Raw genomic sequence first — 24,794 nt, 5'->3', positions numbered from 1 at the left:
CATATGACATTTTTACTTTCAAATGCCACCAGAATTCGCATTTGATGAGGCTGCAGGCTTTTGGATCAGAGCGGCTTTTCTTTGTTGCCGGGCCGTCCCAACGCTTTGCGCCCCTGGCCAAAAGTGCCCCTTTGGTGGACAGCCCGTCGAAGGCGTGGCGTGGGGTTTTTTCTGTTGCATTTGGTGGTGTTTTTTATGTCCTTTTGAGGCGGCCCAGACACGCCCAGAGGAGCTGATTTCCATTAAACTGGCGCGAAAATAGCATATTCCATAGGGGAAGAACGATGCATCGCCAGTCTTTGCTGGGTTTGGTGTTCCTGCTGGGCGTCAGTAGCGCCCAAGCCATCACGATAAGCAGTTTCTCGCCTCAGGGGGCGACATCGGATTTGCGGGATGTCAAAGTTACTTTTGCCAAACCCGCTGTTCATTTTGGGGATTCGCAATTGCCTGCACCTGTGCTGGTGCAATGTGATGATCCATCGGTAGTCGGCCAGGGCCGTTGGCTTGATTCGCGTCGCTGGATTTATGAATTCGACGAGCGTCCAGGACCAGGTTTGAGTTGTACGGCGGTCGTGTCCAAAAGCTTTCGCAGCATCAATAATGAAGCGATTAGTGGACCGGCTCAATATCGTTTTAATTCCGGTGGTGCCATTCTGGAAAGCAACCGCCCGTATTACAACATGATTAATGAGGACCAGGTTTTTCTATTCCGCTTCAATGCGCCTGTTAATACTGGCTCTTTAATCAAAAACGGCTATTGCCGGGTAGAGGGTATTGGCGAGCGTATTGGTCTGAAAGCCGTTGAGGGGGCCCAGCGCGATGCCATGGTTCGCGCCGAGTTCTATGTGGACGAGGTCGACGAGCGTTACCAGGCCGTGCAGTGTGCACGCCCCTTGCCAGCGGATGCCACCGTGTCGGTGGTGCTGGAACCGGGCATCATGACCCAGATCGACAATCGTAAGGGCGTCCCGAATACGGATCGCTACACCTACGATTACAACGTGCGTCCCGAATTTACGGCCTCGCTCTCTTGCCTGCGTGAACGTGCAGAGGCACCTTGCACACCGGTTGGCAGCGTTGGTGTTCAGTTCTCTGCGCCGGTCGCGTACGAGCACCTGCGTCAGATCCGTTTGGAAGCTGGCGAACAGGTCTGGGAACCCGTGTCTGATAGTGATGAGGCATGGCAAGATCGTGGCCCTAGCCAATATGTGCGTTTCCAGGGCCCTTTTCCTGAAAACACCAAGCTGACGGTCAAGATTCCGGATGGTCTGACGGACGATGCTGGCCGCAGTCTTAAGAACCCGCAGGTTCTGAGCAACGGGATGAGCACCACGACGTATCCGCCGTTGGTGAAGTTTGCCGTGGAGCCTTTTGGGATTGTGGAGCGTTTCGGCCATGCCGACCGCGATGGCTCGGATGATTCTGATCCCCCAGCGATTGGTTTGAGTCTTCGTAATGTCGAGCCGGACCTCACGACTGAGCAAATGCTGGTATCGGCCGGTCAGGTGGGCGCCTTGGCCGTGAAGGACGATAGGGAAATTCTGGCTTGGTATTCCCGTTTGCGCCAGCTGGATTATTCCTGGCGGGTCAGTGCAGAACATCTGCGTGGCATGATGGACGGCGATTTTCACATCACCGCTCCTGTTGATCAGTACGGTCAACTGGACCTGCGTGCTCAACCTTTGCTGATCGGCAAAGAGGTCAAGAAGTTGGATCTGCCCGGCATGGATCAGAAAGACGAACGTCCTTTTGAGCTGATTGGTGTGCCCTTGAAAGAGCCTGGTTTCCATGTGCTGGAAGTAGCTTCTCCACGTTTGGGAGCGTCTTTGCTGGAATCGGCAGGCACCATGTATGTGCGCAGCTCCGTGCTGGTCACCAATCTGGGTGTACACATCAAGAAAGGGGGGGATGACTTGCTGGTCTGGGTCACCACCCTGGATGACGCCAAAGTGGTGCCCGGCGCCAGGATCCGTGTCATGAACTGCCGTGGCGAGGAGCTGGTGCAGGGTGAAACGGACAAGGACGGGATGTTCCACCATCCGCAAGCCGTAGATGGCCCTGATTACTGCCAGGACACCGGCCTGTCCGGCTTGTTTGTGACAGCGCGTATCGACAAGAGTAATCCCATGGCTCGCGGTAAGGCTGATTTCAGCTTCGCCTTGAGCGAGTGGAATTCGGGTATCGAGCCATGGCGCTTTAACGTGCCCTACAACTGGGGTGGTCGTGATGAACCAGTGGCCCATACCGTGATGGATCGCAGCCTGTTTCGTGCGGGTGAAGTGGTGCACATGAAGCACTACGTGCGTGAACGCGTGCGCGATGGTTTTAAGGCGCCTCATCGTTATCCCGAGGCTATGATTGTCGAGCATGATGGCAGTGGCAAGCGCATTGAATTGCCCTTGAAGTGGCACAAGACCGCCGCTGGCAGCGTGTTTGCTTTGAATGATTGGAATATCCCTAAGGATGCCGAGCTGGGTGTTTACCGTTTGCGTACCGAAGGTGAAAACCAGTACTTCAATTTTGGTGAATTCCGCGTTGAACAGTTCAAGCTGCCTGTTTTGGGCGGCAGCATCAAGCTAAGTGATGGGCAGAGTCGTCCGTACCTGGTGAACCCCAAACAGATGCAGGCGGATTTGCAGTTGCATTATCTGTCGGGTGGCCCTGCGGACTTTTTGCCTGTCCAGTTGTCGGCGGTAGTACGGGCCCAGTCGCCTTCATTTAGCGCGTATGACGACTATAGCTTTGCTTCTCCCCAGACGGTTGAGTCGTCAGATGCCTGGGACTCCCGTGTTTTCCTGAACAAGCAGCGTTTCCAGTTGGATGCACAAGGTGGTTTGCGTGCCAAGCTGGAGGATCTGCCTGTGGTGGATCGTCCTTCCGAATTCCTGGTGGAGGCTACCTTTGCCGATCCTAACGGTGAAATTCAAACCCTGACTCAAACCGTGTCGGTTTGGCCTGCTGATGTCGTGGCTGGTCTGCGTGCGGGTAGCTGGCTGGCAGCCGGTTCGTCCACCACGCTCTCGGCTATTGCCGTGAGCCCAGACGGTAAGCCGTTGAAAAATGTGCCTGTGCGTATTGAGGCTGCCAATGTGCAGCGATTCTCGATCCGCAAACGCATGGTGGGTGGTTTCTACAGCTATGACAATCAGGAACAGCGCGAGGACCTGGGTACGATCTGCGAAGGCCGCAGCGACGATCAAGGTTTGGTGCAGTGCGATGTAAAACTGGAGAAGGGCGGTCAGGTCGAGCTGCGTGCCATTGCACGTGATGGCGAAGGCCGTGAGTCCATTGCTGCCAGCACCGTCTGGGTCAGTGGTTCCGGTTATCTGTGGTTTGGCGGTCAGAACGATGACCGTATCGACGTCATTCCTGCGAAAAAGACCTGGGCTCCTAGCGAGACAGCCGAGTTCCAGGTACGCATGCCTTTCCGCGAAGCCACGGCCCTGGTGTCGGTGGAACGTGAAGGTGTCTTGCAGGCGCAAGTGGTTCAGTTGGAAGGCGACAGTCCTAACGTCAGCGTGGAGATCAAGCCCGAATGGGGGCCGAACGTTTACGTGTCCGTGCTGGTTCTGCGTGGCCGTCTGCGTGAGGTGCCTTGGTACTCCTTTTTTAGCTGGGGCTGGAGTCAGCCTTTGAATTGGTATAAAGCCTACTCGGAAGGTGGTGGCGAATTTGTGGCCCCGACGACCACCGTGGATTTGTCCAAGCCTAGCTATCGTTTTGGTCTGGCCAGCATTGAAGTCAGCAGCCAGCAAGATGCGCTGGATGTGAAAGTGACGACAGACCGCAGCCAGTACGCGATTCGCGAACAGGCCAAAGTGGACATTCAGGTTCTGAAGTCTGATGGCACACCGGCAGCCGGTGCGTCCGTGGCTTTGGCTGCCGTGGATCAGGCCTTGCTGGAATTGAGCCCCAACAATAGCTGGAACCTGCTCAACGCCATGCGTGCCTTGCGTGGCTACAACGTGCAGACCGCCACCGCGCAGTCTGAAATTGTGGGTCGTCGTCACTATGGTCGCAAGGCTGTCGCAGCGGGTGGTGGCGGTGGCAAGAGCCCCACTCGCGAACTGCTGGATACCTTGCTGCTGTGGAAGGGCAATGTGGAGCTGGACGCAGAAGGTCGCGCAACGGTGACCGTGCCGCTGAAAGATTCCCTGACTCAATACCGTATTGTGGCCGTGGCCGATTTGGCAGGCGACCGCTTTGGTAGTGGTTCGGCTCAGATCGTTACGACGCAAGATTTGCAAATCATTTCCGGTTTGCCGGCCATTGCTCGTGAGGGTGATGACTACCAGGCTCAAGTGACGCTGCGTAATAGCAGCCCTCGTGCCATGACCGTGAAGGTGAAGGCGCAGTACCGTGGTAAAGGCTTGCCCTCGGCGGACTTGCCAGAGCAAACTGTTGAGCTGGCTTCGGGCTCGGCCAAAGTGGTTTCCTGGCCCATGTCGGTTCCACTGTCCAGCGGCTCAGCCGATTCGCACCAGATGGAGTGGACACTTGATGCACAGGAGGTTCAGCAGTCTGGTGCCACGGGCAAAGCCGCCAAAGACAGCCTGACGATTAAGCAGGAGGTCTTTACTGCCACCCCCGTGACGGTTCAGCAGGGAACGCTGGTTGCCGTGGGCATTGAGGAGCCGTTGAATATGTCGGTGCAAGCACCGGCCGGTGCCTTGAAGAATGAACAAGGTGTGGTTCAAGGAGGCTTGCAAATGCTGTTCCGTTCGTCCTTGGGTGGCGGTATGGAAGGAGTGCGTGCCTGGTTCGAACGCTATCCGTACAGTTGTTTTGAGCAGCAAGCCTCGCGCTTTATGGGCCTGCGTTCCGAACAGGCCTGGGCGGGCCTGATGCAGCGTATGCCCTCGTATATGGACCAGAATGGTTTGCTGCGTTACTTCCCAAGCAACTACGGGTGGGGCAGCCGCGTGCTGACCAGCTACATCCTGGATATCAGCTATATGGCTGAATCCATTGGTTTGAACTTCCCCATCCCGGATGGCATGCGCAACGAGATGCTGCAAGGTCTGGAAAACGTGGTGAATGGTCGTATCCCGAGTATGCAAACGGTTTCTCGTCAGGAGCGCGATATCGAAGTGATTCGTGCGACAGCCGTGTTGGCCAAGTACGATCGTGCACGCGTCAACATGCTGGATTCGGTGGAACTGAACCTGCAAAGCTGGCCCACTGAAATCCTGCTGGCCTGGGTGGATCTGACTCAGCGTTTGCCTGGTATCAAGAAGGCAGAGGAAACACGTCAAGAAGCCATGAATCTGATCCAGGCACGTCTGATCAGCCGTGGTACCCGTCTGGTCTTTGGTGAGGACGCGCTGAACGGCAGCCCATGGGCCATGACCAGCCGTGTGACCAACCAGGCGCGCTTGATGTTGCTGGTCAATGAGATGCCGGACTGGGCCGAGGATATGCCTCGTCTGGCCCAAGGTCTGTTGGCAGAACAGCAACGTGGTGCATGGCGCATGACCACGGAAAACCTTTTGGGTAGTCTGGCCATTGAGCAGTTCAGCCGTCATCACGAACAGAAGCCTGGCGGTCAGTCCTTGGTGATTCTGGGTTCGGAAACGGCTCAGGTGGTGGACTGGGATAGGCTCAAGCCTGACGGTCAAGGTGTGCGCTCCTCCAAGATTGCTGTACCTTGGCGCGGCGATCAGGCCGATAATCTGAGCGTTGAGCAAATGGGCGAGGGCAAGGCCTGGATCGACGTCCGTTCTCTGGCTGCGGTGCCGGTGACCAAGCCCATCTCTGCTGGCTTGAGTATGGAGCGTCATATTGAAGCCGTGGAGCAGGCCAAGCCGGGCGTGTGGAGTCGTGGCGACATCATGCGCGTGAAGATCAAAGTCAAGGCTCAGGGTCAGGCAAGCTGGGTTGTTGTCTCTGATCCGGTTCCTGCTGGTGCCACTATCTTGGGCAGTGGTCTGGGTCGCGACTCTGCCATGGCAACAGCCGGTGAAGAACAATCCGGCCACTGGCCCAGCTTTGTCGAGCGTCGCTTTGATGGCTACCGTGCGTACTACGAGCGCTTTGAAGAAGGCACGACCGAAGTCAGTTACACGGTGCGTCTGAATACAGTGGGTCAGTTTGTGCTGCCAGCCAGCCGTGCTGAAGCCCTGTACGAGCCCGATGTATTTGCCGTCTGGCCTAACGAGCAAGTTCTGGAAGTTGTGGATGCACCCGCCAAGTAAAGCAGGACTGCTGGTGTTGGGACTGGCCCTGTGGGCCAGTCCTGGGCAGACGACACCTAGTTATGAGGACGTTCGGCAAGCGTACCGGTCTTCCGATGTGCAGGTTTTGGACCGTCAGGGTCAGCTTATCCAACGAGTCCGTTTGGACTTTCATCAACGGCGTGGCGACTGGGTCGCGCTGGAGCAAATTTCTCCGGCTTTGCAAATGGCAGTCTTGATGTCTGAGGACCGTCGTTTTGAGTCTCATGGTGGGGTGGATTGGTTATCAGTCGGCTCTGCGGCCTGGGACGGTTTGTTTGCCGGACGTAGTCGCGGTGCTTCCACCATTACCATGCAGTTGGCCGGCCTGATGGATCAGGATCTGGTCGGTGGTCGTGGTGGGCGCTCGGTCTGGCAAAAGCTGGACCAGGTGGTGGCCGCCCAATCGCTGGAAGATACCTGGACCAAGCCGGAAATTCTGGAGGCCTATCTGAATCAGGTGGCTTTTCGGGGTGAGCTGGTCGGGGTGGATGCGATGGCGCGCACCTTGTTTCAAAAGCAGGCCGCCGCATTGGATGCGCGTGAGTCGGCCATTGCCGCAGTGTTGTTACGTGGCCCGAATGCCTCGGCTCTGACGGTTGAACGTCGGGCCTGTCTGACCTTGCAGGAAATGGGACGTGCTGAGCAATGTCGTTCATTGAGTCATCTGGTGCCCGTGGCCTTGCGCCGGTCCGGACAAGCTCCTTTGGGACCGGTCCAACGGGCGCCGCATTTTGCCCGTTGGGTCCTGGATCAGAATCCACAAATCAAGGCGGGTGACAGTGTCCGCACAAGCTTGGATACGCGATTGCAAATGCAGGTGCAGGCCAGTATGCGGCGACACTTGCTTGATCTCAGTACCGCGCGTGTGCAGGATGCTGCCGTTGTAGTGCTGGACAATCTCAGCGGGCAGGTTCTGGCCTACGTAGGCTCCAGTGGTGAGCTGTCCGAGGCGGCTGAGGTGGATCATGCCCGCTCTTTGCGGCAAGCGGGCTCGACACTCAAGCCTTTTCTGTATGAGATGGCAATTGAAAAACGCCTGTTGACGGCGACATCCTTGCTGGAGGACTCCCCGCTGAATTTGTCCACCGGTAATGGCCTGTATATCCCGCAAAATTATGACAAGCAGTTTGTGGGTTGGGTCAGCGCGCGCAATGCTCTGGCCTCTTCGCTGAATATCCCCGCCGTGCGGGTATTGACCATGCTGGGGCCTGCCAATTTGGTGGATCGCTTGCGTGCATTGGGCTTGAGTCTGCGTCAGGATGGCGATTTTTATGGCTATAGCCTGGCCTTGGGCAGCGCGGATGTCACTTTGTTGGAATTGAGCAATGCCTATCGTGCGCTGGCCAATTTAGGCCAGACGCAAGCGGTGCAAACACGGATGGATCAGCAAGCTGCTCCCTTTCAGGTTGTGATGGATGCCGGTGCTAGCTGGATTGTGGGCGACATATTGTCGGACCGTCAGGCTCGGGTGCTGACCTTTGGCTTGGACAGTGCCTTGAGCACCCCATTTTGGAGTGCGGTTAAAACTGGAACCAGTAAAGATATGCGTGATAACTGGGCCTTGGGTTGGACAGAGCACTTTACCGTTGGTGTCTGGGTCGGAAATAGTGCCGGTCAAAGTATGCAAGATGTATCAGGCGTCAGCGGTGCGGCACCGATTTGGCACGAGGTCATTTCGATCCTGAATCAGCGTCGCCCGGGTCGTCAAATAGCCATGCCTGCGCAGGTACAGATGCGCCAGATTGAATTTGTCCCTGCCCTGGAGCCCCGCCGTGAAGAGTTTTTTGTCGAGGGCACACAGACAGATCGCGTGGAGTTAAGTGATGTAGAGCAGGCCTATGCTGGTCCGGCTCGTATTCGCGAACCTGTCAATGGCACTGTTTTCGCGCTGGATCCGGATATTCCGCCACAGAGCCAGCAACTGCGATTACTGGCCCAAGGACAGATTACCGAGCCCTTGGTGTGGTGGGTGCAGGGAGTAGAGGCGGGGAGGGGAGCACAGTTGCGAATTCCGCTGGTGCCGGGAACGCTGCGAATTGAATTGAAAACGCAACAGGGTCGCTTGATGGATCAAGTCAGCGTACAAGTTAGAGGTGCACAAATGACAAGCTTTAACAAAGATTAACCGCTTGCACTTTTACATGGCTGATACACTGCTATCCTTATTGATTCTTCGTAAAGAGAGAGGGAAACTTCATTATGGTGACTTTACGCGCGCTCGCTCGAATTGTGGCTCCTGTTGGCTTGGTTGCATTGGCCGCTTGTCAGACCGTTCAAGAAAAACCGAGCGATACCGCTGGTGCTTCCAGCACCGCAACGCAAACAACTCCCTCCACGCCTGCAACGGGCGCTCAGCAGCCTCAAGCACAAGCAGGTGCTCAGCAGCAAGCCGCACCGGTACAGATCTTCCTGGCGGACACGCAGGAACAGGCGGGTTGGGCTCGTGTCGATGTTCAGCCCAATGGTGTGCTATTTGTGAATCCACGTGCCGTTGTGGTGCGTCAGGATCTGGTTGGTGTGCAGGCTGGCACCAATGACAGCAAGGAAGGCTTGTTGGCGTTGGATTTGACGCCAGAGGCGGCTCAACGTCTGCTGCAAGTGACCACTCAGTTCCCCAAAAAGCGTTTGGCGTTGGTCGTCGGTGACACCATGCTGGCTGCTCCCGCTTATGGTTCACCCGTCAAAGATGGCCGCCTGATTTTCATGGTGGGTACAGAAGCGAATGCCTTGGCGGCTGCGCGTGCCATTGCTGGTCAAGACGCGGCACAAACCAACGGCAAGAAGTAAGCCCTGCTTACGACTTTAATGCCATCCTGGTCTTGGGTTCATCCATGCCTGGCTTGTTGAAAATGCGGTGGGTGCAAATCCACCTCTCTTGTTAAGAACAGGAAAGTCGGTATGGTGACCCCGCCCAGTAGTTTTACGTTTTATATCCTTTCTTTTCGGGTTCTGATGGGCCTGCATGGGGCCGCGCTGCTGTTCATCATGTTGATGGGCACAGGAGTGATCGGATCCGTTTTTGTCCCCGCTTTTTTACGCCTGCCCTTGTTCGTCTTTCTGATGGGGCTGGTCTCGGCGTTTCTGGCCTTGTGCTGGAGCCATTGGACCCTGGCGTGGCACAGTTCCAAAGCAGGGCGTCGCTGGGCCTGGATCCCCGGTTTCTGTTCGGCCTTCTTTCTGGCCTTGAGCCTGGCGCTTTTTGTGATCGGCGTCTGGGGCACGTTAGGCCTGGCTGATTTTGCCTACCAGCATAGCGAGTGGCTTAGCTCCGGTCAGCAAGATTACGAGGGCTTCATGATGCCCAATGATGATCAGGCCGCGCCTTACAACATGCCGTATCGGCAGCATCCTTAAGCGTCGTTCTCATTAGGCGGTGAGTCTGGGCAGCAGTGACTCTGGCCTGCTGCGTAGACTGTCGTTGTATTTTCTGCAATAGCCTCAATTTCTTCTCGCTTTTTTATCGCTTGCGGTTTTAGAATGTACGCATTGCGTATATTTTATAAGCGAGAGCTGATATGGCCGTCTCCCAACAAGTTTTTTTGCGTGATGCAATGCGTCGCCTGAACCTGACTCGTGACGTTTTTGCGGCACGTATTGGGGTCAAGCGTCGCGCACTGGACACTTGGCTGCTGCCTGAAGGCTCTTTGGAGTCGCGGGCCATGCCGGAAGTGGTGCAGCGTTTTGTCACGGAAATTGTGGAAAACGAAGCGTTGCTGAGCAAGTATGCGCAAAGCGCACAGTCCGGCCCCTTGCGTGATCGCATTGCCACCGGCGGCAAGCATCAGCTCTTGTCCGTTGAGCAGTTCACTCGTGAAACTGTGGAAGAGCTGTGCAGTCTGGCCGATATCATGCAGCCCATCGCTCGCCGTCAGAAAGTGTCGCGCGTGCTGGAAGGGGCAGTGCTGGGTAACCTGTTTTTTGAAGCCTCCACTCGTACCCGCGTCAGCTTCGGCTCGGCCTTCTGCCGCCTGGGCGGTTCGGTGTGTGATACCACCGGCTTTACTTTTTCTTCCATGGCTAAAGGTGAGTCCATTTACGACACCAGCCGAGTCATGAGCGGCTATGTGGATGCCATGGTGATTCGTCACCCTGAGCAAGGTTCGGTCGCGGAATTTGCGCGCGCCACCAATATCCCGGTGGTTAACGGTGGTGACGGCGCAGGCGAGCACCCCAGTCAGGCGTTATTGGACTTGTATACGATCAGCACGGAGTTTTCCCGTCTGGGCAAGTTGCTGGATGGCGCACATATCGCCCTGGTAGGGGACCTGAAATATGGACGTACCGTACACTCCCTGATCAAGTTGCTGGGCATGTATCGTGGCCTGAAATTCACCCTGATTTCGCCCCCTGGCCTGGAAATGCCAGAGCACATTGTGGAGCAGGTTGCCAAGCAGGGTAAGCATGTCATCGAACAGACGAGCTCCTTGGAAAAAGGTCTGCCTGGCGTGGATGTGATTTACGCTACGCGCGTGCAAAAAGAGCGTTTCGAAGAAGGGCAGGATGGCAGCTTTACCGCCGACTTCCAGGTCAATAAAGCCATTATTGATCGCTGTTGTGGCCCTGATGTGATTGTGATGCACCCGTTGCCGCGTGATAGCCGTGAAGGGGCGCATGATCTGAGCGTGGACTTGAACCACGATCCGCGTCTGGCGATTTTCCGCCAGGCAGACAACGGTATTCCCGTACGTATGGCGATTTTTGCCGTGCTGCTGGGGGTGGAAACGCTGGTGCAGCATTCCATGCGCGATGTAACCTGGAACCCTCCATCGCATATCGGTCCTGATGATGCCGTTTTCCATGGCATGTATTAAGCCGGGCAGATGACAGCGTTAATTACGTGTCAGCAGTAAAAAAAGCCGGGGCTCTGATTCAGAGCCCCGGCTTTTTTGTCTTTGATAAAAGTGTTTTTTAAGTCTGCTGGGTGAGCAAACTTATAGCGATATGCCAGGCCGAATTGTCGCTTGGAGACGAAGAGTCAGCCCGGCACATCCACTTTTACTTGGACGTGGGCATGGCAAATTCCGCACCCTTGGAGATGCTTTCAGGCCAGCGCTGCATGATGGATTTCTGGCGGGTGTAAAAGCGCACGCCTTCTTCACCATAGGCGTGCATATCGCCAAACAGGCTCTTCTTCCAGCCACCAAAACCGTGCCAGGCCATAGGGACAGGAATAGGTACGTTGATACCGACCATACCCACGTGGATGCGGCGGCCAAATTCACGGGCTACGTTACCGTCACTGGTAAAGCAAGCCACACCGTTGCCGAACTGGTGCTTGTTGATCAGTTCAATGGCGCTGGCCAGATCCGGTACGCGTACGCAGCACAGCACAGGGCCAAAGATTTCATCCTGATAGACGCTCATCTCGGGGGTGACGTGATCGAACAGGGTGCCGCCCATCCAGAAGCCGTTCTCGCAACCTTCACCGGCTTTGGCGCCGTCAAAGTGACGGCCGTCCACCAGCAGTTTGGCGCCTTCTTGTACACCTTTGTCGATGCAGCTGCTGATACGTTCGCGTGCTTGCTGCGTCACGATGGGGCCCATTTCGGCGGCGGCGTTAGTGCCGTTCAGAATCTTCAGGCTGCGAGTGCGTTCTTCCAGTTTGGGCAGGATGCGCTCGGCAGAGTCACCCACCAGCACGGCTACCGAGATGGCCATGCAACGCTCGCCCGCCGAGCCGTAGGCGGCGCCGATCAAGGCGTCCACGGTCAGGTCGATGTCGGCATCAGGCATGACGACCAGGTGGTTCTTGGCACCGCCCAAAGCTTGTACGCGCTTGCCACCGGTTGCACCCATTTCATAAATGCGGTTGGCAATTGGGGTTGAACCCACAAAGGATACGGCTTGCACGTCCTGATGATTGACCAGAGCCTCAACCGCGTCTTTATCGCCTTGCACCACGTTGAATACGCCATCGGGCAGCCCGGCTTCTTTCAGCAGCTCGGCGATGAACAAGCTGGGGCTGGGGTCGATAGGGCTGGGTTTGAGCACAAAGGTGTTACCGGCGGCGATGGCGACAGGGAACATCCACATGGGCACCATGACCGGGAAGTTGAATGGGGTGATACCGGCAACGACACCCAGAGGCTGACGCATGGTCCAGTTGTCGATATTCGTGCTGACCTGCTCGGTGAAATCGCCTTTGAGCAACTGAGGAATGCCGCAAGCAAATTCCACAATTTCGATACCGCGGGTGACTTCGCCCATCGCATCGGACAGAACCTTGCCATGCTCGGCCGTGATCATGGCGGCCAGCTTCTCTTTGTTCTCGTTGAGCAAGGCCAAAAAATTGAACAGTACGCGGGCGCGGCGCAGTGGTGGCGTGTCGGCCCAGGCGGGGAAAGCAGCCTGGGCACTGGCCACAGCGGCGTCAATATCTTGCTGGCTACCCAGTTTGACCTTGGCGCTGACCTGGCCGGTGGCCGGGTTGTACACCGGTTGAGTACGGGTACCGGCGCCAGCCTGCTGGCCACCTCCGATGTAGTGAGCAATGTCGGGGGCGTTTAACTCTGTCATGGTGATGCTCCTGCTGGGATGAATTAAAACAAGGGGCGGTAGCCCGATCAGGCTGGGCTACCGCCAGAGTACCAAGTATCTAGTGAGACACAGCGGCAATACCGACTGCAGTTTCAGCGCGGACTTGCTGGGCGTCAAACCCATCACGGTCTTGGCTGGCACGACGGCTGTGGTCCAGTTTTGATACAAAGTAGATCATGAAGAATGCCAAAGGCATGGAAATCAGGGTGGGGAAGTCGTAGGGGAATACGGCTTCGGAAAAGCCCAGAATGCGGACCCACACGGCTGGGGACAGAATCACCAGACCCAGCGCCACCAGCAGGCCGCTCAGACCTCCATAGATCACACCACGGGTGGTGACACCACGCCAGTACATGGACATTAGCAAGACCGGGAAGTTGGCCGAGGCGGCAATACTGAAGGCCAGGGCAACCAGGAAAGCGACGTTTTGACCACGAAACAGCAGCCCCAGAAAAATGGCGACCAAGCCAATACCGATTGATGCCAGGCGGTTGACCCGCATGGCTTGCGATGGCGTGACATCGTCGCGACGGATGACTTTGGCGTACAGGTCATGGGCAACCGCCGAGGCACCGGCCAGGGTCAAGCCACTGACCACCGCCAGAATCGTGGCAAAGGACACGGCAGCCAGCAAACCGAACAGCAGGTTGCCACCCAAGGCCGTTGCCAGGTGCATGATGGGCATGTTCGAGCCACCCAGCACCATGCCGCCTACCTTGCCGTCCACATAGAACTCGGGGTGGTTGGGCAGGATGGCCATGGCAGCCAGGCCCAGAAAGCAGATCACCACAAAGAAGATACCCATCAAACCCGTTGCCACGAATACCGATTTACGGGCAGCGCGTGCATCCGGCACCGTGAAGAAACGCATCATGATGTGGGGCAGGCCGGCAATACCAAACACCAGGGAAACGGCCAGAGACAGACCCGAGAACGGATCGGCCATCAACTTCCAGGGGCCTTTCATGGCTGCGCCAGCCTGGTGATGTTCAGCCGCAGCGCCGACCAGGGCAGAAAAGTCGAAGTTGAAGTAGTACAGGGCCAGGGCAGCCATCAAAAAGCCATTGCCCATCATCAAAATAGCCTTGATGATTTGCACCCAGGTGGTTGCCACCATGCCGCCCACCACCACGTACACCATCATGAGCAAGCCCACGGCCACCACGGCGTAGGTGTAGTCGATGCCAAACAGCAGTTGCACCAGTTGTCCGGCCCCGACCATTTGCACGATCAGGTAGAACAGCACCACCGTCAGCGAGCTGATTGCGGTAAAGATGCGGGTGCTGCGTTCATCCAGACGGTACGAGACGATATCGCTCAAGGTGTAGCGGCCCAGATTGCGCAGGCGCTCGGCAATCAGAAACATGATGATCGGCCAGCCCATGAAGGCGCAAACGGCATACAGCAGCGAGTCAAAACCGTTGGTAAAGGCCAGGGACGAAATACCCAGCAAGGTGGCGGCGGACATGTAGTCGCCCACAATGGCCAGGCCATTTTGTGTGCCACTAATGCCGCCGCCTGCCGTGTAAAAATCCGAGCTGGAACGTGTGCGTGACGAAGCCCAATAGGTAATGCCCAGGGTCACCAGGACAAAAGCCGCAAAGATCAGAATGGCTTGTGTATTCATGGGCGTACCTTTGCCAGTACTCGCTCGCACAGTGGGTCAAAGCGGGTGTTGGCGATATGGATATACACGCCGGTTAATAACCAGGACACAAAAATCAGTCCTATTCCGTACACCATGCCACTGTTGACAGCTCCTCCACTGCCCAGGTCATGGGTTAGAACGCCGGGCCAGAAAATGGCCGTCACGATGAGCAGGGTCGTCAGCCCCAGGCAGAGGCCGGCGCAGGCAAATGCCAGACGCCGACGCTGCGATTTGAGTTGCTCATATTCCTGCAGTCCGGCGAGTGCCCGGCTTAACTCTTGATGCGACAGCATGGTTTTGTCTCCGTATTGTTGTGATTACTGCCCATGTTCGCCTGGCCGATGTTACTTGGTCGGCTTCACTTTATGAGCTTTCTTATTAACAAACTCTCCCAAGCGGTCCTGCACATCCCGCCCGGTCTGTACTACCGCTGCCATTAAGCCTTCGGCAAAGAGGCCGTCGGTGGCAGACATATCGGCAATGCGACTGATCGAGCTGACAATGGCGTAGTTCGACAAGATGGCATTGCCGGCAATGCGCTGAGCCAGTTCCAGGCTCAGCTCATAGGCTGTTTTGGGGTTGGCTTCGTTGTTGCATACGTAATGTGCCAGTCCCAGTCGCTCTCCTTCCACGGCATCGAGCACGCGGCCTGTCAGCATCAGTTCGATCATGCGGTTGGGAGAGATGATTTTTGCGGTGCGAACGGTAGCGCCACCGCCGGTGAAGATGCCGCGTGTGCCTTCAGGCAGGGCAAAGAAGGTGCTGTTGTCGGCCACGCGAATGTGCGCTGCGCTGGCCAGTTCCAGACCACCGCCTACGACGGCGCCTTGCAGGCAGGCAATGACGGGGATGCCGCCGTGTTCGATTTTGTCGAACGCACGGTGCCAGCTTTGGCAAACGCGCAGAAAATCCACGGCGCCGCGTTCCTTGTCATGGTGCTCTTTCAGATCCAGGCCCGCGCAGAAATGGTCGCCTTCTGCCTTCATCAGAATGACCCGGATGTGTTCGGGAATATTGGAGAAGTACGCATCAATTTCAGCAATGGCATCTTCATCCAGGGCGTTGCGTTTGTGCGCCTTGTTCAGCGTGACAATTCCGATGTTGTCCAACTCGGTGGTGAGCAGGAAAGGGGCGGCCATAAAAAACTCCTTGTGTTACGTAATAGCGAAGGCGGCAGTGCAAGTCAGCTGGGATTGGTTTGATCTGCCAGCATTTTGCGCAGCGCCATTTTTTGAATCTTTCCAGTTGCCGTCATGGGCATTTGGTCGATGAAAATGACTTTGTCGGGCACCGACCAGCGGGTGACTCGATCCTGGTAGCGTTGCAGCATATGGGTCTCGTCCAGATCAGCCCCTTCGCGTGGCACCACGAACAGCACAGGGCGCTCGCCCCATTTGTCGTCGGCCTGGGCGATGCAGGCAGCCAGTTCTACCAAGGGCTCTTCCATGGCGATGTTCTCGATCTCGATCGAGGAGATCCATTCGCCACCGGACTTGATGACATCCTTGCTGCGGTCGGTAATGTAGACGTAGCCGTCAGCGTCGATGGCGCCGACGTCGCCTGTACGGAACCAGCCGTTTTCACTGGCCAGATCAGGTTTGCCGTAATAGCGGTCCATGATCCAGTTACCCTGGATCAGCAGGTGGCCGCTGCTTTTGCCATCACGGGGCAAGGTGTTGCCTTCGTCGTCGACGGTTTTCAGGCGTGCGCCGAACAGGGCACGGCCTTGTGAGGCCAGCACGTGCTGTTGCTGAGCTTCGGGCAGCGTGCTGTGTTTGGGCAGCAATTGGCACACCGTACCCAGCGGCGAGGTTTCTGTCATGCCCCAGGCGTGACGGACGGTAATGCCGTAGCTTGCCCAGGTGGCAATCATATTGGGTGGGCAAGCGGAGCCACCGATCAGGATGCGGCTCAGCGTAGTGAATTGCTTGCCATTGGCTTTGGCGTAGTCCAGTACGGTTTTCCAGATGGTGGGTACACCGGCTGATAGGGTGACGCCAGCGCGTTCACACAGGGAGTAAATACGCTCTCCCTGCAAGTTGGCACCGGGCAGAACAATTTTGGCTCCAGACATCAGGCCGGAGTAAGGCAGGCCCCAGGCATTGACGTGAAACATTGGAACCAAAGGCATGACGGCGTCTGCGCTGGCAATGCACAGCGCGTTCGGGTGGGCCGAGGCATAAGCATGCAAGAGGGTGGAGCGATGGGTGTACAGGGCACCCTTAGGAGCACCGGTGGTGCCGGAGGTGTAGCACAGGCCGCTGGCGGTATTCTCGTCAAACACGGGCCATTCAAAGCCCGTCGTGTCATTGCCCAGCCAGCCTTCGTACTCGTCGGCCAACGGGCCTTGAGCCTGACTGCCCATGCGTACCCACTGCTTGACGGTGGGACATTGGCCGCGCAGATCGCTGACCATTTCTTCGAAATGTTCGTCGTAGAACATTACCGAGTCTTGGGCATCATTGATGATGAAGGCAATTTGCTCGCGCGTCAGACGCGGGTTCACGGTGTGACAGATCAGACCGACGCCCGAGGTGGCGTAATAAATTTCCAGGTGGCGGTAGGTGTTCCATGCCAAAGTCGCCACGCGCTCCCCAGGCTGCAGGCCTTCACGGCACAGTCCCAGAGCCAGATCCTGAACCCGGTGGGCAAAGTCAAGATAGCTGTAGCGATGTAGCTCGCCATTATCCAAAGCGGTAACAATCTCCTGCTCAGGGTTATTCTCTAGGGCGTGGGTGAGAATTGAACTGATGAGCAAGGGCATGTGCATCATATTTCCAGTGCCTGACATGGTGATGTCTCCTTGTATTATGTGTGTCAGCATAGGATGGTTTAGCACCTTGCCCAATAGCGAATACTGACGTCGAATATGCAAAAAGTGACAATCTTTGAGGGGTCATAGGAAATGAATGCTTTGCCTGGCACGCTCCCGGTGCCTGTTGATGCGGCCCATACCACCACGGTGGCGCTGGATCTGGTGCAGGACTGGTTTCACAGCCTGCGCAGCAGCTATTCCGAAGCGGTGCTGGATCACTGCCTGAAGCAGTCGGGCATCGTGAAAGATTTTATTGATCGGCCCGGCGCTCGTTTGACGCGTGATCAATTAGTGCGCCTGTATCAGGAAAGCGCCCGGAAAACCGGCGATGAAATGATGGGTTTCTGGACTCGGCCCATACGGGCGGGCGCACTGAAATACATTGTGCGTACGGTGCGGGATGCGCCGTCCATCAATGTGGCCTTGTATCGCTTTACCCAGTTCTGGAATCTGTTGCTGGATGATTTCAACCTGAACCTGATACGCACGGATAAAGAATTGGGTATTGAGCTGGTGCCACGCTACCCCGCGGCTGATGTACATCGTTTCGGTCATGCCCTGATGCTGAAACTGACCCACGGGATTGTGTCCTGGCTGATGGGGCGCGAGGTGCCCGTGCAGCAAGTGGCCTTTGCCTTTCCCAGACCGGCTTTTGCGGCGGACTACTCGGTGCTGTTTCCGGCTTCAGTCAGTTTTGATACGCCGTACTCGCACATCTTGTTCGGGGCGGAGCTGGGCCAGGTGCGTCCGCAACGCACCCAGGTAGAGGCCAGGGCTTTTCTGGAACGGGCGCCGCGTGACTGGATTTTTACTTCCTATCACGAGCATGCCTTGCGCCTGAAAGTGCGGGAAATCTTGCATACTGATTTGGGTCATACCTTGCAGGACGTATCTGGCAAATTGCATATGTCGGCGCGCACCTTGATACGCCGGCTGCAAGAGGAAGGCCTGTCGTTTCAGGGGATCAAGGATGAGTTGCGCCGAGATTTGGCAATTTTCAAGTTGCTGCGCAAGGATATGTCGCTGGCTGAAATTGCTTACGCCTTGAAGTTCAGTTCGCCAGCGACATTTCACCGGGCTTTCCGCCATTGGACGGGCATGACGCCCGGGGTGTATCGCGCCGCCCAGCAGGAGCTGGTCTGAGGGGCGGCCCTAGCCGGGTTTGAGCCCGGCCTGGCCTGGGCTTTACTGGCGTTCGCCGCCCAGTACTTCGACCAGATCACTGATCATCTTGGCCAGCTCGGAGGTCATCAAGGTCATGTCGGCATCAAAGATTTCGTCATCGTTGACGGCCGTCACGTCTTGTTTTTCAGTCAGGATGTCCAGCGGGGCCACACGTTTGACGTCCAGCGCATCGGTCAGCACAAAGCTGATGCGATCCGCCCAGGTCATGGCCAAACGGGTGCATTGCTTGCCGGCTTCAACGTGCTTGCGCACTTCGTCAATGTCGGCGCTTTGCTTCACGTAGCGCACGGCAGCGCCGCTATCGCCGGTGGAACGCAGCTCAGTGTCCTGGTCCACAGTAAAGTTGGCCAGTTGCTCTTCGTCCACCAGCCAGGAGGTCATGGCCGCACCGGGCGATTGCTCGGTGTACAACGGCTGTACGGGGAAGGGTTCCACACTCTTGGCTAACAGACCCAGAACTTCGTCGCTCTTGGCGGTGGCCGCGGCGTCAATGACCAGCCAGTGATTGCGGGTATCCAGCCAGACACGGGTGTCGCGCGAGACGGCGAAGGCACGCGGCATCAAGTCCACGATGACTTGTTCCTTGATTTCCTTCATTTGCTTGCGGCCGGGCTTGTAGCCTTGCTGCTCTTCGATATCACGAGCCTTTTCACGAGCGACCTGATTGATCACGGTGGTGGGCAGCAGTTTCTTTTCGGCGCGCAGGGCGATCAGGTACTGCCCATTGACTTCATGCACCAGGGCATTGTTCTCACGGGGGCTGACCCAGCCCAGGCTGAGCGGTTCCTGGCTGGAGCCAGGGGTGAAGCTGTGTTTGGCCAGAGCTTCTTCCAGCTCTTGGGCGGAACATACCCAGTCGGGGGAGAGGCGATAGATGCGTAGATTCTTAAACCACATGGAGACGAAGATAAATAAACAGAAGAAAAGGGAGCGGGCACAAAACCCGGGGCAATGTTCGATTGTACGCGCAGATCTTCCTGTGTCGCCCTGCCATTTACGGACCCTTGCATTTGCTTGACAGGGGGCGGGAAATGACAGGCACAAGACGTGCGGATGTCTGGGCTTGCTAACGATTGATATCGTTATGGCGGGTTTCTCGCACAAAGGGAACGCCAATCGCAACCGTTACCAGGCAGATCAAAATTGGATACCACAAACCATCATATATATTGCCGGTGATGGCAATCATGGCAAAGGACAGGGTGGGTAAAAATCCCCCGAACCAGCCGTTGCCAATGTGATAAGGCAGGCTCATGGAGGTGTAGCGAATGCGGATCGGGAACATCTCCACCAGCATGGCAGCGATAGGACCGTAAACCGCCGTGACCAGACCCACCAGATAGGTCAGCAAGACCACTAACATGACCTTGTTGGCCTGGGCCGGATCGGCACCGTCCGGGTAGCCGTACTGGCGCATGGTCTGCGTTAGTTCATTTTTCAGTTCTTGCGAGTGGCGCGCAAAGTCGGCTCGGCTCAGATCACCGCCTTCAAAGCCGTCAATCACATGATCGCCAATACGTACCTGGGCCACCTGACCGGGTGAGCCCGTAATGTTGTTGTAGCTGACCGCGTGGCTGGCCATATAGGACTTCACAATATCGCAAGAACTGGTGAAGGTATGGCTGCCTACCGGATTGAACTGAAAGGAACAACTGGCCGGGTCGGTAATGACTGTTACGGGGGCGTTGCGCTGCGCCTGGACCAAAGCAGGATTGGCAAAATAGGCCAGGCCCTGGAAGGCTGGGTAATAGGTCAGGGCGGCCAGCAAGCAGCCCGTCAGAATGATGGGCTTGCGTCCGATTCGATCTGAGAGCCAGCCAAAAAAGATAAACAGCGGGGTGGCCAACAACAGAGCAATGACCATCAAGGTTTGCGCCAGGGTGGCGTGCAAGCCCAGCATATGGGTGATGAAAAACAAGGCGTAAAACTGCCCCGTGTACCAAACCACACCTTGGCCGGCGGTCAGCCCGAACAAGGCCAGCAAGGCAATGCGCAGATTTGCCCAACGACCAAAAGACTCGGTAATGGGCGAGGTCGAGAGTGTGCCTTCTTCCTTGATGTGCTGAAAGGCCGGGGACTCTTTCAGGTTCATCCGTATCCAGACGGAAATCGCCAGCAGCAGCACGGAAATCAGAAAGGGAATGCGCCAGCCCCAAATAACAAAGGCGTCTTCACCGACCAGGCTGCGTATTCCCATGATGACCAGCAAGGACAGCAGCAAACCCACGGATGCCGTGGTCTGAATCCAACTGGTGTAAAAGCCGCGCCGGTGCTGGGGCGCGTATTCAGCCACATAGGTGGCGGCACCGCCATATTCGCCACCCATGGCCAGCCCTTGCAGCAGGCGCAGGACGATCAGCATGATGGGGGCGGCAATACCGATGGCCTCATAGCTCGGCAACACACCCACCAGAAAGGTGGACAGACCCATTAGCAAGATGGTGATCAGGAAGGTGTATTTGCGGCCCACACGGTCACCGATCCGGCCAAAGAGCAGGGCGCCAAACGGGCGTACAGCAAAGCCGGCGGCAAAGGCCAGCAGGGCAAAGATGAAACCGGCTGTCGGGTTGACAGCGGAAAAGAAGTGTTGTGCCAGAATGGCGGCCATGGAGCCGTAGAGGTAAAAGTCGTACCACTCAAACATGGTGCCCAGGGCGGAGGCGAAAATGACTTTGCGGCCTTGGGTGTCCAGTTTGTTCTTGGTTTTTGGAGCGGCGGCACGGGTGATTGTCAGGGGCATGTGCTCAGGCTCTCCAAGGCAAAGACAGTGGGAAACTGACTCGCAAGCGCAGGCCACTTTCCTGGCCCCCAGTCAGTGGCATGAAGTCGATGGAGGCACCGTGAATCTCGGCGATCTCCCGCACAATGGCTAGCCCCAGGCCACTGCCGTCGGCTTGGTTTCCTATGATGCGATAAAAACGATCAAAAATCCGTGCTTGATGTTCAGCGGGAATGCCAGGGCCGTTGTCCTCAATTTCCAACCACACGTTGCCTTGTGCCTGGCCGGTACGCATGGTGATCCATCCGCCCCTTGGAGTGTAGATCAGGGCGTTGTCCAGCAGATTGTTGATCAGCTCGTCGAGCAGGATCGGATCGGCTTGCAAGAGGAGGGCTTGGGTATGGTTCTCCAGGCCCAGGTCCAGCCCAAGCTTCAGGGCATCGGGGACACGCTGGCCTACGTGCAGTTCAGTGAGTGTATTGAGGTCCAGGGTTTGCTGCGTGGGGGCATACAGGGCGTCGCTGCTCTCGGCGCGGGCCAAGGCCAGCATTTGGGTGACCAGACGCGTGGCGCGGTCGGTGCCGCGTACCAGTTGTTGCAGGCTGGCTTCGGTCTGCTTTGGGTCTCGTTCGCGCAAGGCAAGCTCGGCCTGAGTGCGTATCCCGGCAAGTGGCGTTTTCAGTTGATGGGCGGCATTGGCGACAAACTGGCGTTGAGTGGCTGAAAACTGCGCCTGTTGGGCCAGTAGCTCATTCATGGCATCAATCAGTGGCACGATTTCGGCAGGTGCTTGCTCCTGATCCACGGGAGACAAATCGCCGGGCGCCCGGGCGCGCAAGCGCGCTTGCAGCAGGTTCAGTGGCTCCAGGCCATGTGTCAGCCCCAGGCCCGCCAGCATGGCTGCCAGCGGCACCAGAATGAATTGCGGTGTCAGCATCCCGATCAGAATTTCTCTGTGTAATACGGCCCTATGTTCATTGGTTTCGGCGGCAACCGCCAGAAAGGGCGTGTTGTTTTTGTCCTTACCGCCCCAGACATAGGCCAGCCGCAGACTGTGATCGTTCAGGATGACGTCACGGTAGCGCAGCAAGTCGGTGTCATAGCTCCAGCTATCAGGAACCGGCAAACTGGCATTCCCTGCCAGTGGGTAGCCATTGGCATCGCGGATTTGCCACAATGTGGGGGTCGGGCTTTCCTGGCGCAAGATGGTTTGCGCTCCATGTGACAAATGAATGGGTTGGCTTAGGTCCTGGCGGCTGATTTCTACCCGCAACAAGTCCAGGTGATCGCGCAAGGTGCGATCGTAGGGCGAGTTGGCAATGTGCTGGGCGATGAAGTAGGTAATGACAATGCCCACCGTCCACAACAAAAACAAAGGCCCGAAAATCCAGATCATGATCTTGTGGATCAGCGGGCGCGGAGCCACGCGCTTGCCTGTTGGGCGCGTGCCGGTACTTTTTTTGGGGGGTGTGGCTGGCTGCATGGACGATCCCTTAAGCTGGAGCGTCTTCTCGCAGTTTCTCCGGTTCCAGACAGTATCCCAGACCCCGCACGGTCAGGATGCGTACCCCGCTCGGCTCCAGTTTTTTGCGCAAGCGATGGATGTAGACCTCAATGGCGTTTGGGGTGACCTCTTCACCCCACTCACAGAGTAAATCCACAAACTGGTTCTTGCTGATCATGCGACCGCTGCGCGACAGGAAAATCTCCAGCAAGCTGGTTTCGCGTGCCGACAGCTCCAAGGGCTGATTGTCTATATAGGCCATGCGACCTTTCAAGTCGAAGCTCAGCCGTTTGTGATGCAGCAAGGCGCTGCTGGTGCCGGTGCTGCGACGCGTCAGGGCGCGTACACGGGCCTCCAGTTCGGTCAGGGCAAAGGGTTTGGACATGTAGTCGTCTGCGCCCAGGTCCAGACCGCGTACGCGCTGTTCTACGGTGTCGCTGGCGGTCAGAATGAGAACGGGTAGGGTGTCCTGGCGTTGGCGTATGGACTGCAGCACCGACAAGCCGGGCTTTCTGGGCAGGTCCAGATCCAGGATCAGAAGGTCGAAGCTTTGCAGTTGCAAGGCGGAGTCTGCACTGTCGCCATCATGCACGACATCGACGGCATAGCCTTCGTAGCGTAAGGAACGAGAAAGTCCATCCGCGAGAATACTGTCGTCTTCAGCTATGAGTATGCGCATGACCCTACACAAACAAGTGATTGAATGGCTGTTCGGCATTGTTGCATAAGCTCGACAGACCGGTCAGTAGGGGATAACGATGGCGCTTGGCGAATATATTTGGATATCTGTTTATATATACAGTATAATTTGATGCAATAATGAGGTTTGATTTTTAAATTGCCGTGCCCGTCCGTTGGGGCGCCATTCCACAGTCAAGGATTTTTCATGGACGATAAAAACAGTAAAGCAGTGGCCTCGGAACGTTCCAAGGCGCTGGCCGCCGCTCTGTCGCAAATCGAAAAGCAGTTTGGCAAGGGCTCGATCATGCGTTATGGCGACGACAACGTCGAGCATGACATCCAGGTGGTCTCGACGGGTTCGCTGGGTCTGGATATTGCTTTGGGCGTCGGTGGTCTGCCACGCGGTCGTGTTATCGAGATTTACGGCCCGGAATCCTCGGGTAAAACAACGCTGACCCTGCAAGTCATTGCAGAAATGCAAAAACTCAAGGGTACGTGTGCCTTTATTGACGCCGAGCACGCGCTGGATGTGCAGTACGCTCAAAAGCTGGGTGTCAATCTGGGTGATCTGTTGATTTCCCAGCCCGATACCGGCGAACAGGCTCTGGAAATTACCGAGGCTCTGGTACGTTCGGGGTCGGTGGATTTGATCGTTATCGACTCGGTGGCCGCCTTGACTCCCAAGGCTGAAATCGAAGGCGATATGGGCGATTCCCTACCCGGTCTGCAAGCCCGACTGATGAGCCAGGCCCTGCGTAAATTGACAGCGACTATCAAGCGCGCCAATTGCACGGTAATTTTCATTAACCAGATTCGTATGAAAATTGGCGTCATGTTTGGCAACCCTGAAACTACGACGGGTGGTAACGCACTGAAGTTTTACTCCTCTGTGCGTCTGGACATCCGCCGTATCGGTTCCATCAAGCGTGGCGATGAAATGGTGGGTAACGAAACCCGCGTTAAAGTGGTCAAGAACAAGGTTGCGCCTCCCTTCAAGCAAACCGAGTTCGACATCATGTACGGTAGCGGTATCTCCCGCGAAGGCGAGATTATCGATCTGGGCGTACAAACCGGCGTGGTCGACAAGGCGGGTGCCTGGTACAGCTACGATGGCAACCGCATTGGCCAAGGTAAGGACAATGTGCGTGAATTCCTGAAAGAGCGCCCCGAACTAGCCCGTGAAATCGAAAATAAAGTGCGTGAAAAACTGGGGGTTGCCTTGATGAGCACTGCGGTCAATCGCTCGGCTACGGCTCCGGTGGCGGATCAGGCCGAGGGAGAAGTCTGATTTTCCCCCCAGACTTTGATGACGAACCCTTTGAGACAGACCCGGAGGAAATCCGGGAACGCAAACAAGCTCAAGGGGAACGCATTGCCGCGCTTTCTGCCCGGCCCACACGGGTGGGCAGAAACGTAGAAGAAAGCTCGGGTGAGGATGCGCTGGCAGCGGAAAAGAAAGCCCCGTCCAAACGGCCGGGGCTGTCTCTTAA

At 56.6% G+C, this 24,794-nt stretch carries 16 protein-coding genes; 7 read left to right on the top strand and 9 right to left on the bottom strand.

The window, feature by feature from the left end; translation table 11 throughout:
* Positions 1 to 284 precede the first annotated feature (284 nt).
* The 5 genes from ACDI13_RS01075 to ACDI13_RS01055 all read left to right on the top strand — a co-directional run bounded on the left by ACDI13_RS01075 (position 285) and on the right by ACDI13_RS01055 (position 11,026).
* Positions 285 to 6,194: an MG2 domain-containing protein gene (locus ACDI13_RS01075; RefSeq protein ID WP_316989730.1), complete on the top strand. Its 5,910-nt coding sequence runs from the start codon at positions 285 to 287 to the stop codon at positions 6,192 to 6,194.
* Positions 6,178 to 8,340: a penicillin-binding protein 1C gene (gene pbpC / locus ACDI13_RS01070; RefSeq protein ID WP_316989729.1), complete on the top strand. Its 2,163-nt coding sequence runs from the start codon at positions 6,178 to 6,180 to the stop codon at positions 8,338 to 8,340. The genes ACDI13_RS01075 and pbpC overlap by 17 nt, the downstream gene beginning before the upstream one ends.
* Before the next feature lie 74 nt (positions 8,341 to 8,414).
* Complete coding sequence (locus ACDI13_RS01065) at positions 8,415 to 9,002, top strand: hypothetical protein (protein ID WP_316989728.1); 588 nt, start codon at positions 8,415 to 8,417, stop codon at positions 9,000 to 9,002.
* A 111-nt stretch (positions 9,003 to 9,113) separates the two neighbouring features.
* Positions 9,114 to 9,569 (top strand): hypothetical protein, encoded by a 456-nt coding sequence (locus ACDI13_RS01060; RefSeq protein WP_316989727.1) that lies wholly within the window; start codon positions 9,114 to 9,116, stop codon positions 9,567 to 9,569.
* Positions 9,570 to 9,730: 161 nt separating this feature from the next.
* Positions 9,731 to 11,026, top strand: a complete 1,296-nt coding sequence (locus tag ACDI13_RS01055) for an aspartate carbamoyltransferase (RefSeq protein ID WP_316989726.1) — start codon at positions 9,731 to 9,733, stop codon at positions 11,024 to 11,026.
* 184 nt (positions 11,027 to 11,210) lie between these two features.
* On the opposite strand, the gene ACDI13_RS01050 is transcribed toward ACDI13_RS01055, so the two are convergent.
* The 5 genes from ACDI13_RS01050 to ACDI13_RS01030 all read right to left on the bottom strand — a co-directional run bounded on the left by ACDI13_RS01050 (position 11,211) and on the right by ACDI13_RS01030 (position 17,191).
* Complete coding sequence (locus tag ACDI13_RS01050; protein ID WP_316989725.1) at positions 11,211 to 12,731, bottom strand: CoA-acylating methylmalonate-semialdehyde dehydrogenase; 1,521 nt, start codon at positions 12,729 to 12,731, stop codon at positions 11,211 to 11,213.
* Positions 12,732 to 12,810: 79 nt separating this feature from the next.
* Positions 12,811 to 14,379, bottom strand: a complete 1,569-nt coding sequence (locus ACDI13_RS01045; RefSeq protein ID WP_316989724.1) for a sodium/solute symporter — start codon at positions 14,377 to 14,379, stop codon at positions 12,811 to 12,813.
* Positions 14,376 to 14,693, bottom strand: a complete 318-nt coding sequence (locus ACDI13_RS01040) for a DUF485 domain-containing protein (RefSeq protein ID WP_316989723.1) — start codon at positions 14,691 to 14,693, stop codon at positions 14,376 to 14,378. Before ACDI13_RS01040 ends, ACDI13_RS01045 begins: the two co-directional genes overlap by 4 nt.
* Positions 14,694 to 14,744: 51 nt before the next feature.
* Entirely contained in the window at positions 14,745 to 15,539 is a 795-nt protein-coding gene (locus ACDI13_RS01035; RefSeq protein ID WP_316989722.1) for a crotonase/enoyl-CoA hydratase family protein, read from the bottom strand.
* A 44-nt stretch (positions 15,540 to 15,583) separates the two neighbouring features.
* Positions 15,584 to 17,191: a long-chain-fatty-acid--CoA ligase gene (locus ACDI13_RS01030; protein ID WP_316989721.1), complete on the bottom strand. Its 1,608-nt coding sequence runs from the start codon at positions 17,189 to 17,191 to the stop codon at positions 15,584 to 15,586.
* A 114-nt stretch (positions 17,192 to 17,305) separates the two neighbouring features.
* On the opposite strand from ACDI13_RS01030, the gene ACDI13_RS01025 reads away from it, so the two are divergent.
* Positions 17,306 to 18,358, top strand: a complete 1,053-nt coding sequence (locus ACDI13_RS01025) for an AraC family transcriptional regulator ligand-binding domain-containing protein (protein ID WP_316989720.1) — start codon at positions 17,306 to 17,308, stop codon at positions 18,356 to 18,358.
* A gap of 42 nt (positions 18,359 to 18,400) precedes the next feature.
* Here ACDI13_RS01025 and ACDI13_RS01020 read toward each other — a convergent pair whose 3' ends face one another.
* The 4 genes from ACDI13_RS01020 to ACDI13_RS01005 form a co-directional block, all read right to left on the bottom strand.
* The gene (locus ACDI13_RS01020) at positions 18,401 to 19,297 is read right to left on the bottom strand and encodes a recombination-associated protein RdgC (protein ID WP_372372608.1); all 897 of its coding nucleotides are present in this window, start codon (positions 19,295 to 19,297) and stop codon (positions 18,401 to 18,403) included.
* A gap of 169 nt (positions 19,298 to 19,466) precedes the next feature.
* Positions 19,467 to 21,140: an MFS transporter gene (locus ACDI13_RS01015; RefSeq protein ID WP_316990786.1), complete on the bottom strand. Its 1,674-nt coding sequence runs from the start codon at positions 21,138 to 21,140 to the stop codon at positions 19,467 to 19,469.
* Between the two features lie 4 nt (positions 21,141 to 21,144).
* The gene (locus ACDI13_RS01010; protein WP_316990785.1) at positions 21,145 to 22,602 is read right to left on the bottom strand and encodes an ATP-binding protein; all 1,458 of its coding nucleotides are present in this window, start codon (positions 22,600 to 22,602) and stop codon (positions 21,145 to 21,147) included.
* A gap of 10 nt (positions 22,603 to 22,612) precedes the next feature.
* Positions 22,613 to 23,302 carry a response regulator transcription factor gene (locus tag ACDI13_RS01005; RefSeq protein ID WP_316990784.1) on the bottom strand — a complete coding sequence of 230 codons (690 nt, stop codon included), beginning with the start codon at positions 23,300 to 23,302 and terminating at the stop codon, positions 22,613 to 22,615.
* 207 nt (positions 23,303 to 23,509) lie between these two features.
* Here ACDI13_RS01005 and recA point away from each other — a divergent pair, with 207 nt between their 5' ends.
* Positions 23,510 to 24,592: a recombinase RecA gene (gene recA / locus ACDI13_RS01000; protein WP_316990783.1), complete on the top strand. Its 1,083-nt coding sequence runs from the start codon at positions 23,510 to 23,512 to the stop codon at positions 24,590 to 24,592.
* The last annotated feature ends 202 nt before the right edge of the window (positions 24,593 to 24,794 follow it).

The sequence above is a fragment of the Alcaligenes faecalis genome, assembly GCF_041521385.1.
Classification (GTDB): Bacteria; Pseudomonadota; Gammaproteobacteria; order Burkholderiales; family Burkholderiaceae_B; genus Alcaligenes; species Alcaligenes faecalis_E.
The sequence above is the reverse complement of the archived record's forward strand: the minus strand, read 5'-3'. Positions and strand labels throughout refer to the sequence as shown.

Bases quoted from the DNA above. Each gene is read 5' to 3' on its own strand.
- ACDI13_RS01075 (WP_316989730.1), top strand. From the start codon at position 285: ATGCATCGCCAGTCTTTGCTGGGTTTGGTGTTCCTGCTGGGCGTCAGT.
- ACDI13_RS01025 (WP_316989720.1), top strand. From the start codon at position 17,306: ATGAATGCTTTGCCTGGCACGCTCCCGGTGCCTGTTGATGCGGCCCAT.
- ACDI13_RS01035 (WP_316989722.1), bottom strand. From the start codon at position 15,539: ATGGCCGCCCCTTTCCTGCTCACCACCGAGTTGGACAACATCGGAATT.
- ACDI13_RS01060 (WP_316989727.1), top strand. From the start codon at position 9,114: ATGGTGACCCCGCCCAGTAGTTTTACGTTTTATATCCTTTCTTTTCGG.
- pbpC (WP_316989729.1), top strand. From the start codon at position 6,178: ATGCACCCGCCAAGTAAAGCAGGACTGCTGGTGTTGGGACTGGCCCTG.
- ACDI13_RS01015 (WP_316990786.1), bottom strand. From the start codon at position 21,140: ATGCCCCTGACAATCACCCGTGCCGCCGCTCCAAAAACCAAGAACAAA.
- ACDI13_RS01010 (WP_316990785.1), bottom strand. From the start codon at position 22,602: ATGCAGCCAGCCACACCCCCCAAAAAAAGTACCGGCACGCGCCCAACA.
- ACDI13_RS01065 (WP_316989728.1), top strand. From the start codon at position 8,415: ATGGTGACTTTACGCGCGCTCGCTCGAATTGTGGCTCCTGTTGGCTTG.
- ACDI13_RS01055 (WP_316989726.1), top strand. From the start codon at position 9,731: ATGGCCGTCTCCCAACAAGTTTTTTTGCGTGATGCAATGCGTCGCCTG.
- ACDI13_RS01020 (WP_372372608.1), bottom strand. From the start codon at position 19,297: ATGTGGTTTAAGAATCTACGCATCTATCGCCTCTCCCCCGACTGGGTA.
- ACDI13_RS01040 (WP_316989723.1), bottom strand. From the start codon at position 14,693: ATGCTGTCGCATCAAGAGTTAAGCCGGGCACTCGCCGGACTGCAGGAA.
- recA (WP_316990783.1), top strand. From the start codon at position 23,510: ATGGACGATAAAAACAGTAAAGCAGTGGCCTCGGAACGTTCCAAGGCG.
- ACDI13_RS01045 (WP_316989724.1), bottom strand. From the start codon at position 14,379: ATGAATACACAAGCCATTCTGATCTTTGCGGCTTTTGTCCTGGTGACC.
- ACDI13_RS01030 (WP_316989721.1), bottom strand. From the start codon at position 17,191: ATGTCAGGCACTGGAAATATGATGCACATGCCCTTGCTCATCAGTTCA.
- ACDI13_RS01050 (WP_316989725.1), bottom strand. From the start codon at position 12,731: ATGACAGAGTTAAACGCCCCCGACATTGCTCACTACATCGGAGGTGGC.
- ACDI13_RS01005 (WP_316990784.1), bottom strand. From the start codon at position 23,302: ATGCGCATACTCATAGCTGAAGACGACAGTATTCTCGCGGATGGACTT.